Raw genomic sequence first — 12,465 nt, 5'->3', positions numbered from 1 at the left:
TAACCAAAGGTCGTTGCAATTTTGCTACATCTGATTTTCCTTCGGAAAATCCTCGCACACAAAACCGCAACTATTCTTATACATAAACATTAAACGAAACTCCTAAAAACAATCCCAAATAATAAAATAACAAATTAGTGCAAAAAATAACAATAGCCATAGACGGTTTTTCATCCACAGGAAAAAGTACAGTAGCAAAACAATTAGCTAAACATTTAGGTTTCATATATGTAGATACAGGAGCAATGTATCGTGCAGTAACCTTATTTACTATGCGCAACGGTTTTATTACTAAAGACCACTTTAACGTTAATGCATTAGTAGAAAAACTAGGTGAGATAAACATTAGTTTTAAGTTTAATCCAGACTTAGGTTTCGCTGAGGTTTATTTAAACGGTGAAAATATAGAACACGACATAAGAACACTTGAAGTCTCAAGTTTTGTTAGTAAAGTAGCAGCAATACCAGAAGTGCGTTACCAATTGGTAAAGCAGCAACAACAAATGGGAAAAGATAAAGGTGTTGTTATGGATGGCAGAGATATTGGCACAGTAGTATTCCCATATGCTGAACTTAAGCTTTTTATGATAGCTTCCGCAGAAAAAAGAGCAACCCGTCGTTTCGATGAGTTAATAGGTAGAGGAGACGATGTAAGTTATCAAGATGTTTTAAAAAACGTACAAGAACGCGATTATATAGATTCTAACAGAGAAGATTCTCCACTACGTAAAGCAGACGATGCTATAGAAATAGATAATAGCGATTTATCTTTAGAAGAGCAGTTTGCAAAAGTGCTTCAGTTAGTAGAAATGACTTTTGAAGATTTAGAGTAAAATTAGTTTACAGTCTCAGTATTCAGTTTGCAACATTTAAAAAATATAAAATCACACGTCATTACGAGCCTTTTCACTAGAAAAAAAGCGTGGTAATCTCATGATTGAAATTTTATTAAACAGATTGCCATGTCCTTCGTCCTCGCAATGACAAGATATAACAAGCAAAAAGCGAGTCAACAATTGTCAACTCGCTTTTCAAAAGAAATCGCTATTAATCCCTACCTACAAATTCGGGATTATTAGTTCTTGATTTGGGTGTATTACATCTGGATTTTTTAAAATATCGGTATTCGCTTTAAAAATACTATTGTATTTTCCAGCGCTTCCATAATATTGCTTTGCAATGGCTCCTAAAGTTTCACCACTTTTTACAGTGTGTCTAGCAAAAACGCTAGTATCTGCAACGGCAATATCTGCAACGATATCACTTGGGTTTTCGCCACCTGCAGCTTTAATTTCATCCCAAAGTAAATTCTTTTCATATTGTGTTGCAGCAGTACCTTTTACTGTTAAAACACCATTAGCTTCAGAAACGTCTCCGTTTTGAATCTTTAATTTTTCGCCTAAATCAAGTACACCTTGATATTTTGCTCTTACCATAGTTATTTGTTGTTTTTAATGTTAATTCTTACAGTACTAAAGATAGTAATTAATCAGTTAAAGAGTAACTATCTCAATTTGTTAATTGATTGGTTGTTCAGTATATTAGATAAAGTGCTCGTCTTTAACGGTAAATAGCTATTCTCTTAGAGGCTGAATTAGAAAATACGTACACGATTAACAATCATTATAGTCTTGAAATTCAGTGTTTTTAAACTTTTAGATATGTATTAGGTAATATTATTAAAAAGTATTATTTTTGCACTCCTTTTTAGCACCTCTAGGAAAGATAAAAAAGGGATTAAAACAAATTATTTATAACACTTCTGTGTGTTAGTGCTTTAGAATCTTCCATAACGTACAGAATACAACGCAAATGTAATAGCGTTTTTACACAAGTAAAAATGCGATTAAGCATTGCAGAATTATTTTTTAAATGGCTGAAAAAGCAAAACAAACAGAAGTTGCAGCAGAAGCTCAAGAAGCAGCAGCAGTAACAAAAGAAGCTCCAGTAGTATCTGAAGCACAAGCAAACCCTGAAAAATTCTTAGCAGAATTTAACTGGCACAATTACCAAGAAGGTATTGATGAAGTTGAAGATTCTCAATTAAAAGAATTTGAAAAATTAGTATCAGAAAATTTCGTTGACACTTTAGATGACGAGGTTGTAACTGGAGAAGTAGTTTTCATGTCTGACCGTGATGTTATTATTGACATTAACGCAAAGTCTGAAGGTGTTATTTCTTTAAACGAATTTCGTTACAATCCAGATTTAAAAGTTGGAGACAAAGTAGAAGTATTAATCGATGTTCGTGAAGACGCAACAGGACAATTAGTATTATCTCACAGAAAAGCACGTGTAATCAAAGCTTGGGATCGTGTAAATGATGCACACGATACAGGTGAAATCGTTAATGGTTTCGTTAAGTGTAGAACAAAAGGTGGAATGATCGTTGACGTTTTCGGAATCGAAGCTTTCTTACCAGGTTCTCAAATTGACGTTAAGCCAATTAGAGATTACGACCAATACGTAAATAAAACTATGGAATTTAAAGTTGTGAAAATCAACCACGAATTCAAAAACGTAGTAGTTTCTCATAAAGCGCTTATTGAAGCTGATATTGAAGAACAGAAAAAAGAAATTATCGGTCAATTAGAAAAAGGTCAAGTATTAGAAGGTATCGTTAAGAATATTACTTCTTACGGTGTGTTTATTGATCTTGGTGGAGTTGATGGTTTAGTTCACATTACAGATTTATCTTGGTCAAGAATTAACCATCCAAATGAGATTGTTGAGTTAGATCAGAAATTAAATGTTGTAATCCTTGATTTTGATGAGAACAAATCAAGAATCCAATTAGGTCTTAAGCAATTATCTAAACATCCTTGGGATGCATTAGGTGAAACTGTAGCTGTTGGAGACAAAGTAAAAGGTAAAGTAGTTGTAATCGCAGATTACGGTGCATTTATTGAAGTTGCAGAAGGTGTTGAAGGTTTAGTTCACGTTTCTGAAATGTCTTGGTCTACACACTTACGTTCGGCTAACGATTTCGTAAAAGTTGGTGATGTAATCGATGCTCAAATATTAACATTAGATAGAGAAGATCGTAAAATGTCATTAGGTATCAAGCAATTATCGCAAGATCCATGGACAGATATTACAACTAAATATCCTGTAGGTTCAAACCACAAAGGTATTGTACGTAACTTTACAAACTTTGGTGTTTTTGTTGAATTAGAAGAAGGTATCGACGGATTAATTTATATCTCTGATTTATCTTGGACTAAGAAAATTAAGCATCCATCTGAGTTTACAAACGTAGGTGATACTTTAGAAGTAGTAGTATTAGAGTTAGATGTTGAAGGACGTAAATTATCTTTAGGTCATAAACAAACAACTGATAATCCTTGGGATAAATACGAAACTGAGTTCGCTTTAGGTTCTACACATACTGCAGAAATTGCTGAAGTTGTAGATAAAGGTGCAACAATTGAATTTAATGAAGATATCGTAGCATTCGTTCCTTCTCGTCACCTTGAAAAAGAAGATGGTAAGAAATTGAAGAAAGGTGATTCTGCTGAATTCAAAATTATAGAATTTAACAAAGAGTTTAAGAGAGTAGTTGCTTCGCATACTGCAATCTTTAGAGAAGAAGAGATGGCAAATGTTAAAGCTGCACAAGCTAAACAAGTATCTCAAGCTGCTGAATCTAAACCAACTTTAGGTGATGCAAATGAAGCTTTACAAGCTCTTAAAGATAAATTAGACGGAAAAGTTTAATCTTTTTTGTTATTCCGTACTTGATGCGGAATCCATTTATTTAATATTTAAAAGCCTCTCGGAAACGAGAGGCTTTTTTTTGTTTAGTTGTCACTTCGAGTGATTTTTGAAGTATGAGAAAATTGTATCGAGAAGTTAATTAGTTCTCGATACAATGTTCCTTCGTTACATCACTCGAACTGACAATAATTTTTCATTTACCAATTTAGCTTTCTACTTCAAATAATTTAACCTAACTTTGTTCTTCAAATACCATCACAGCGTATATGAGTCAGAAAGTGCTACTTAATGCAACCACTATTAACATCATTCTTCATAGATTGGCTTGCCAATTAATTGAAAACCACAAAGACTTTTCTAATACCGTTTTAATAGGCATCCAACCAAGAGGCAAGTATTTAGCTAATCGTTTAGCCGAAATGCTAAGAGCCGAATACAAGATTAAAGACTTACAATTAGGACAATTAGATATTACTTTTTATCGCGACGATTTTAGACGAGGCGATAAAATACACGAAGCCAATTCTACAGAAATAGATTTTATAGTTGAAGATAAAAATGTTGTTTTTATTGACGATGTTTTATATACAGGACGAAGTATTCGTGCTGCATTAACAGCAATACAATCTTTTGGAAGACCAAATGAAATAGAATTATTAACTTTAATAGATAGACGTTTTAGTAGACATTTACCAATACAGCCAAATTATAGAGGCAGACAAGTAGATGCTATAAACGAAGAAAAGGTAAAGGTAAGCTGGAAAGAGAATGATGGAGAAGATGCTGTTTATTTAGTAAATAGTTAGTTTCGCTATACGGTTTACATATAGAGTAATTGAAGTACTTATAATTATGAATAAAATTTGTCATTCCTGCGTAGGTAGGAATCCACAATAAAGAATAAAGAAATAGATTCCTGCTTTCGCAGGTATGACAAAAGAGAAAAATATGAGCGAATTAAGTGTCAATCACTTATTAGGAATTAAAAACCTTCAAGAAAAAGATATTCAACTTATTTTTGAAACAGCAGATCATTTTAAAAAAGTGATTAATAGGCCAATTAAAAAAGTGCCTTCGCTTAGAGATATTACTATTGCTAACTTATTTTTCGAAAACTCTACTAGAACAAAATTATCTTTCGAATTAGCCGAAAAACGTCTATCTGCAGATGTTATTAATTTCTCAGCAGGACAATCATCAGTTAAAAAAGGAGAAACTTTAATAGATACAGTAAACAATATATTATCTATGAAAGTAGATATGGTTGTGATGCGTCACCCAAATCCTGGTGCATGCGTGTTTTTATCAAAACATGTAAAAGCTAATATTATTAATGCAGGAGATGGAGCACACGAGCATCCTACACAAGCACTTTTAGATTCTTATTCTATACGAGAGCGTTTAGGAGATGTTGCTGGAAAAAATGTAGTTATTGTTGGAGATATTTTACACAGTCGCGTTGCATTATCAAATATCTACGCTTTAAAATTACAAGGTGCTAATGTTATGGTTTGCGGACCAAAAACTTTATTGCCAAAATATATAGACCAATTAGGCGTTAAAGTAGAAACGAACTTACGCAAAGCATTACAATGGTGTGATGTAGCAAATATGTTACGCGTTCAAAACGAGCGTATGGATATTAGTTATTTCCCATCTACAAGAGAATATACACAACAATTTGGAGTTAATAAAGCATTACTAGATTCTTTAGATAAAGAAATTACCATCATGCATCCAGGACCAATTAATAGAGGTGTTGAGATTACAAGTGATGTTGCAGATTCTAAGCAAGCTATTATTTTAGATCAAGTACAAAATGGAGTAGCAGTTAGGATGGCAGTAATATATTTATTAGCTTCAAAAATAAAACAATAAATTATGATAATAGATCAAGAGGAAAACACGTCGATAATTACACAGGAAAAAGCTACTATTATAGAATTAGTAAAGAAGATAGAAGCACTTTATCCAAAATTTGAAAAACATAACATTATCATTAAATTATCTTCTTTAGGAAAAATAACTTTACAAAATATTAATGAGTTTTTACGTCTTTCAAAAAAACATCGTGCAGCAAAACATTCGTTTGTAGTGGTTACAAATGCAATGAGTGCAGACGAAACTCCGGATGAAATTATAGTTGTACCAACCGTTAAAGAAGCTTTCGATATTATTGAAATGGAAGTAATGGAACGCGATTTAGGTATTTAAAAAAATGTTGTGGAGTGGAGTAGTGCTTCGTTAAGTAGAATCTACTCCACAACAAACAACGAAACAACTTCACAACATTGAAATTAAATATCTTAGGTTGCTATAGCGCAACACCACGAACGTTTACAAATCCTACAGCGCAAGTATTAGAAATTAATAACCATGTATTTTTAATTGACTGTGGAGAAGGAACACAGGTAGAATTACGTAGACATAAGATAAAGTTTAATCGTATTAAGCATATTTTTATTTCTCATCTGCATGGTGATCATTTTTTTGGTTTAGTGGGTTTAATCTCAACTATGCGATTATTAACACGTGAAGTAGATTTGCATATTCATGCTCCAAAAGGCTTAAAAGAAGTAGTAACGTTACAAATGAAATTGGCAAATTCATGGACAAATTACAACCTTTACTTTCATGAGCTAACTAGTAAATTTTCAGAATTAATTTTTGAAGATGATAAAGTAGAAGTACATACCATTCCTTTAGACCATCGTGTTTATACTAATGGTTTCTTATTTAAAGAAAAAGAAGGAGAGCGTAAGTTAGATATGAATGCTGTCTTAAATGCAAATATTAATGTTGCTTACTATAGAAAGTTAAAGCAAGGCTCTGATGTTGAAAATAACGATGGGCAACTCATAAAAAACGAAACAGTAACATTTCCACCAGAAAAACCTAAAAGCTATGCTTTTTGTAGTGACACTGCTTATAAAGAAGATATTGTACCTATAATTAAAGATGTAGATGTGTTATATCATGAATCTACTTTTTTAGAGCAGCACGCACATTTGGCACTTAAAACAAAACACAGTACAGCAAAAGAAGCAGGAAGTATTGCTAAGCAAGCTAATGTTGGCACTTTGTTACTTGGACACTATTCTACCCGCTACGACGATTTAAACGTCTTTAAAACGGAAGCTCAAGAGTATTTTGAAAACGTAGAACTTGCAGACGATGGTAAGGTTTTTGAATTTTAAGATAGAAATTCTTTTAATTATACCGTATCGCGTATTTTTTTTTTTTTTTAATAATTAATTAAACTCATTTAAATTTGAAATCCAATTTATAGAGTCTTCTATGTTGCTTGCTCTTTTAACACTTTTCTTTGAAAATTGTTTTTCAATAGTTGCGTTAATGTAATTAATATGGGAATAACATACAGATACACTAGCAATAATAAAATCGTAATTTTCATAAAATTTTTCCCATAAGTTAGGCTCAAAGGAGTAAGAGTTAACTTTATTAGAGATATAGCCAATTTTACAATTTAACCCATAATGTAAAAAGACTATTTCTATTAGTTTTTCTATTTTATTCCAATCTAAATGGATGCCATAATTTATTTCTGAAAGAATAAACTTTGGAAAGAAATATATTTTACCAAAAGGTAATTCTTTAACTGTATATGAAAGCTTTTTACTTATCTGAGAGTTTTCAAATTGCATTTAAGGGATTGTTGGTACTTGATAAATATATCAATTTAAATCTCAATTCTACATGGTTTTTAAATTGTTTCAATCATTTCTCTATTTACTTTTTAAACAGACTAGGATAACTTTTTGCTATCAGTTTAACTACAAGTCAATTAGGCTTAGTATATTCCACTATAGAAGTATAACGTATTTTATTGTTTGCTAATGGCATAAAATTAATTTTCATAATATTTGTAGTATGTTTATGCTCGTAAAGCGCAAAAAAAAACTCTTTAGGTAAATTGTTTGTTATAATGATTTCAATAAGTTCTAGTTTATTGAATACTAATTTTTATTTAGCGTCTTTCTCACCTTTATTGCCACAAATTAGTGTTTTAGACTAAAATCCATCTTGATAGTGTTTTATATCTTCAGTATTAAAAAATGTATTTTGAATGGTTTTAATAACTGCATTAATATCTATGGCGCATGTAAATTTCATTATTTAATTTAAAAATTAGATTCTAAATTTGCTAAAACTATTTAAGATGATTTTTTATTCTTGTAAATTGCACTATGGAAAAAGATTTAGGAAATTATAGAAGATCTTATGAGAAAAGTGAATTACTTCTTAAAGACACACCAGAAAACCCAATAGAGTTATTTAGAACTTGGTTTAACGAAATCGATATTCATTTTCCAGAAGATGAAACTAATGCTATGACGATTTCTACAATTGGTTTAAACGGGTTTCCTAAAAGTAGAGTAGTGCTACTTAAAAAATTCACTTTTGAAGGCTTTATTTTTTATACTAATTACGAAAGTGAAAAGGGATTAGCGATACAAAACAATCCAAAAGTATGTTTGTCTTTTTTTTGGGCTGGAGCCGAAAGACAAATAATAATTAAAGGTAAAGCTGAAAAAATCGCTAAAAATTTAAGTGATGGTTATTTTGAATCTCGTCCAAGAGGCAGTCAATTAGGAGCAATAGTATCTAAACAGAGTAGTGTAATAGAAGATCGAGATATTTTAGAAGCTAAACTAATAGAACTTGAAAAAGAGTATGAAGGAAAAGAGATTATTAGACCAGAGTTTTGGGGAGGTTTTATTGTAAAACCAGTTGAAATAGAATTTTGGCAAGGTCGTCCTAACAGATTACATGATCGTATTCATTATAAAATGGATGAAGATTATTCTTGGATTAAATCTAGATTATCACCATAGTTAAATCGGTTTAAATGCTATTTTATTTCGTCTAAATGCGTTTTTTTTACTTTCTGACATTGTATTTTATCGATTAAAAACATTATTTTTCGATGAAACACATGTATTTCATCGATTTTAACATTTCCTTAACATTTCGTAAGCTTTTGGTTGGGTATATTTAAGTCCCAAACAAATCTATCCCTTATGAAAACGACACTTAACCTACTATTATTAACCTTATTTTTAACTTTTGCAACATCTTGTTCTACAGATAGTACAGACGATTTAAAACTTGAAGATATTACTATTCCTGAAGCAAAAGAAATTGAAATAGAAATAATGGAACTTATTAATGCTTATAGAATAGAACAAGGTCTAAATGCATTGTCAAATCATGATTTAGTTAAATCTCAAGCATACAGCCATTCAAGTTATATGGTTGAAGAAAATAATGTTTCACATGTAAACTTTTATTCTAGAAAGTCGTTTTTAGTAAATAATGCAGGAGCTAGTGTTGTAACAGAGAATGTTGCTTTTGGGTTTAAATCTGCACAATCCGTTGTTAATGCTTGGATAAATAGCGTCGACCATAGAATTAATATGGAAGGAAACTATACAAATTTTGATGTGTCGGCAGAAAAAAATGATCAGGGTAAGTGGTACTTTACAAATATATTTATGAAATAAAAAAAAGTTAATACATAAACAAAAAAAGCGTTTCTCTCGAAACGCTTTTTTTGTTTTAAATGGTGCAATTAGAATTGTAAATGATATGGAATTCAATAACCTATTATTCTATTAGATTACTTTAATGATTAAGAATTGGCTTAAATGAACTATCGCAATAGATTCTTTTGTCTAATCGTTTCTAAGTTTAAATTTAGTATTTGAAACAAGTTTCTCTAAAATGAAATTTTTACAGTAAATATAGTCTCTAACACTAAATGTTACAATCACTATTTTGTGTTTTCAAGAAAGCAATCTATAAATAATATTTTAAATAGATTCAGCTATTTAACATAACCTCCAGTTATAATAAATTTAGAACGCCTATTTTCTTGATGTTCTTCTTCACTACATTTTACACCATCACTACATTTGTTAATTAATTGACTTTCACCATAACCAATAGCGCTTTGTATTCTATTAACTTCTATTCCTCTTGTAAATAAGTAGTCTCTAGTAGACTTAGCTCTTCTGTCAGATAGTTTCTCATTATATGCCACTCGACCACGACTGTCTGTATGAGATTCTATTATTATAGTCATACTTGGATGTTCACGCATAACAGCAACAATATTTTCAAGCTCATAAGCTGCATCAGGTCTAACATCAGATTTGTTATAATCGAAGAAAATAGGATTAATAACAATTTCACTATCAATAATTAAAGGTGTAAGATAAAGATCTACAATAAATTCCTCTCCACTCTCTTGAGTTGTAGTAACATCTTTTTGATCAGGTCTGTATATCACTTTTTCACCGAGCACAACATAGGTTTTATCACAACCTACATCTTTAAACTCGTATTCACCTTTTTCATTAGAAGTTTCTCTTTGTAATACTTTTCCTTTTTCATCTAAAAGAGTTACAACTACTTTTGCTAATGGTTCGCTAGAAATTTTATCTCTTGTAATTCCTTTAATTATTTGATTACATTCATAACGACCAAAACTATAAATATCGTCACCACCTTTTCCACCTTCTCTATTAGAAGAGAAGTATCCTGTATTAGTTTCTGTATCAATAAAAAAAGCAAAATCATCGAAACCACTATTATAAGGAGCTCCTAAATTTTTTATATAAACTTCTGAAGTGTCTTTTTTAAGTAAATTACTTTCAAAAATATCATACAAACCTAAATTTAAATGTCCATCGGATGAGAAATATAAGGTAGAATCTTTTGCAATAAATGGAAAGTTTTCTCTTCCTTCTGTATTAATTTTTGCGCCTAGGTTAATAGGGGTACCAAAGGTTTCATCATTATTTATTCTTACTTTGTATATGTCTGTTAGACCTCTTGATCCTTCACGATCTGAAGAAAAATATAGTTCCTTTTCTGTTGGACTAAGAGCAGGAGAACCTGTAGAAAAGTCTTCTCCATTAAAAGGAAGCTCTTCTATTTTCTTCCATTTTCCATCAACTTTTTTTGCTCTAAATAATTTAATTTGAGAAGTACCTCCTTTATCGTATTTAGCTTTATTTTTTTTGTTTAAATTTATTCGTGTAAAGTACATTGTGCTGCCATCTTTAGTAATAGCAACAGAACTTTCATGAAAATCTGTGTTAATTTCATTAGACGCAATAGGTGTGGGTGAACCAACTATTTTAGTTCCTTCTTCAATGGTTATTCCAGATTGATATATATTTAGAAACGGTTCTTTATTCCATTGATAGATTTTTTCTTCGTCTAAAATTGAATCTTTAACTCTTGTTGAAGCAAAGTATAAAACATTATCTCTTTCAAAGCTTCCAAAATCTGAGTATTTAGTATTAATACCAAGGTTTTTAAAGTCTACATAAACACGATCTGTAGATTCTAAAGCTTCAAATTTTTCAATACTAAAGACATCTTCTTCCTTAACTCTTCTATCATTTTTTTTACGGTCTTTAAAAACGGTAGTCCATTTTTTCGATTCTTCAAATTGATTTAAACTACGTAAGGTTTGAATATATTTATAGATATATTCTGGATTTACATCTTTGTATTTAGTTATTGCTTTTTTATACCAATAACTAGCTAATTGTACGTTAGAATTATTATAATAACAATCACCAAGTCTAGTAAGCACATGCTCTGTGGTATCTCCTTTTTTTAAAACCTCTAAATAAAGTTCTGTAGCCTGGTAATAAGCGTAATCTTTAAAGAAGTTATCGGCTACTTTAATCTGTGCACTTGTTATAGAGACAGTAAAAAAGAATAATATGTATAGTAAACTGTTTTTCATTTTATATTAGAAATATCTTGGAGATTTAATACGTTTTCTTGGTTTGTATACTTCGAACATTAGTAAAATTTCATGTGTTCCGCTTGTATAAGGTCTTAAATCTGATAAAAAGTATTCATAAGAATATCCAATTCTTAATTGTTGAGACACTTGGAAATCTGCTAGAGTTCCAATGGTGGCAGTATCTTGATTGTAACGATAACCAGCACCAATCCAAAATTTCTCAAAAAACAATAGGTTTGCATTAATATCGAAAGAGATAGGAGCTCCATTTGTAACTTTGAATAACGTTGATGGTTTCAGTTTTAAGTTTTCATTTAACTCAAAAACATATCCACCGGTTAAGTAATAACCAATACGTTCTAAAGCTAAATATTCTGGGCCAGCATCTTGGTTTCCTTTTAAGTTATAATCTGTTTTTAGTATTCTAGGTGCAGATAAACCAACATACCATTTATTACTATGTAAGAAAAGGCCAACACCTATGTTTGGATTCCAACGACTTGAAATGTCGCTAAAAAACGGATCTGAATAGATTTCTTCTTCTTCTAAAAAATCTACAGTGTCTAAATTATAGTGAGTAAATCCACCTTTTAGACCGAAAGCTAGTTTTGTTGTTTCGCTTGTGTTTATAGTATATGAAAAATCACCATACATGAAAACAAAATTTTCATAACCTAATTGGTCATTTATTATAGAGAGTCCTAAACCTAATTTTTCATTTTTTAAGGGAGAATGAATAGAAAGTGTTTGTGTGCTTGGTCCTCCTTTTAGCCCTACCCATTGGCTTCTATGTAAACCAACTACACTTATTGTTTCTCTACTTCCAGCATATGCAGGGTTTACAGATATAGTATTAAACATATACTGTGAGAACTGAGGTAACTGTTGAGCAAAGGAAAAAACACAACTTAAAGCTATAATAGCAAATATGTAAATTTTATTTTTTTTCATTCAATTTT

Annotated in this window: 12 protein-coding genes; 8 read left to right on the top strand and 4 right to left on the bottom strand. The window is 30.8% G+C overall.

From position 1 onward, the window contains the following. Positions 1–137 precede the first annotated feature (137 nt). A complete protein-coding gene (cmk, locus tag CW733_RS05620; protein WP_100996270.1) occupies positions 138–833 on the top strand; it encodes a (d)CMP kinase in 696 nt (231 codons plus the stop codon). A gap of 225 nt (positions 834–1,058) precedes the next feature. Here cmk and CW733_RS05615 read toward each other — a convergent pair whose 3' ends face one another. After that, positions 1,059–1,436: a LysM peptidoglycan-binding domain-containing protein gene (locus tag CW733_RS05615; protein WP_100996269.1), complete on the bottom strand. Its 378-nt coding sequence runs from the start codon at positions 1,434–1,436 to the stop codon at positions 1,059–1,061. A 436-nt stretch (positions 1,437–1,872) separates the two neighbouring features. Between CW733_RS05615 and rpsA the strand changes: the two genes are divergently transcribed. The 5 genes from rpsA to CW733_RS05590 all read left to right on the top strand — a co-directional run bounded on the left by rpsA (position 1,873) and on the right by CW733_RS05590 (position 6,914). After that, positions 1,873–3,717, top strand: a complete 1,845-nt coding sequence (gene rpsA / locus CW733_RS05610; protein WP_100996268.1) for a 30S ribosomal protein S1 — start codon at positions 1,873–1,875, stop codon at positions 3,715–3,717. A 266-nt stretch (positions 3,718–3,983) separates the two neighbouring features. Beyond that, positions 3,984–4,523 (top strand): bifunctional pyr operon transcriptional regulator/uracil phosphoribosyltransferase PyrR, encoded by a 540-nt coding sequence (pyrR, locus tag CW733_RS05605; RefSeq protein ID WP_100996267.1) that lies wholly within the window; start codon positions 3,984–3,986, stop codon positions 4,521–4,523. Between the two features lie 142 nt (positions 4,524–4,665). Next, entirely contained in the window at positions 4,666–5,595 is a 930-nt protein-coding gene (locus CW733_RS05600; RefSeq protein ID WP_100998690.1) for an aspartate carbamoyltransferase catalytic subunit, read from the top strand. A gap of 3 nt (positions 5,596–5,598) precedes the next feature. Beyond that, the gene (locus CW733_RS05595; RefSeq protein ID WP_100996266.1) at positions 5,599–5,931 is read left to right on the top strand and encodes a ribonuclease Z; all 333 of its coding nucleotides are present in this window, start codon (positions 5,599–5,601) and stop codon (positions 5,929–5,931) included. A 77-nt stretch (positions 5,932–6,008) separates the two neighbouring features. After that, positions 6,009–6,914, top strand: a complete 906-nt coding sequence (locus CW733_RS05590; RefSeq protein WP_100996265.1) for a ribonuclease Z — start codon at positions 6,009–6,011, stop codon at positions 6,912–6,914. Positions 6,915–6,968: 54 nt separating this feature from the next. On the opposite strand, the gene CW733_RS05585 is transcribed toward CW733_RS05590, so the two are convergent. Further along, positions 6,969–7,382: a hypothetical protein gene (locus CW733_RS05585; RefSeq protein ID WP_100996264.1), complete on the bottom strand. Its 414-nt coding sequence runs from the start codon at positions 7,380–7,382 to the stop codon at positions 6,969–6,971. 543 nt (positions 7,383–7,925) lie between these two features. Here CW733_RS05585 and pdxH point away from each other — a divergent pair. Together pdxH and CW733_RS05575 are read left to right on the top strand one after the other, a co-directional pair. Further along, on the top strand, positions 7,926–8,573 hold the full coding sequence (gene pdxH / locus CW733_RS05580) for a pyridoxamine 5'-phosphate oxidase (protein ID WP_100996263.1): 648 nt from the start codon (positions 7,926–7,928) through the stop codon (positions 8,571–8,573). Between the two features lie 186 nt (positions 8,574–8,759). Continuing rightward, complete coding sequence (locus CW733_RS05575; protein ID WP_100996262.1) at positions 8,760–9,242, top strand: CAP domain-containing protein; 483 nt, start codon at positions 8,760–8,762, stop codon at positions 9,240–9,242. Between the two features lie 323 nt (positions 9,243–9,565). Here CW733_RS05575 and CW733_RS05570 read toward each other — a convergent pair whose 3' ends face one another. Both CW733_RS05570 and CW733_RS05565 read right to left on the bottom strand, forming a co-directional pair. After that, positions 9,566–11,503: an OmpA family protein gene (locus tag CW733_RS05570; protein ID WP_100996261.1), complete on the bottom strand. Its 1,938-nt coding sequence runs from the start codon at positions 11,501–11,503 to the stop codon at positions 9,566–9,568. Between the two features lie 6 nt (positions 11,504–11,509). After that, positions 11,510–12,457: a type IX secretion system membrane protein PorP/SprF gene (locus CW733_RS05565; RefSeq protein ID WP_100996260.1), complete on the bottom strand. Its 948-nt coding sequence runs from the start codon at positions 12,455–12,457 to the stop codon at positions 11,510–11,512. Positions 12,458–12,465: the final 8 nt, after the last annotated feature.

Origin of the sequence: Lacinutrix sp. Bg11-31 (assembly GCF_002831665.1) — a bacterium.
GTDB lineage: Bacteria > Bacteroidota > Bacteroidia > Flavobacteriales > Flavobacteriaceae > Lacinutrix.
This window is presented reverse-complemented; position numbering and strand designations above follow the sequence as displayed.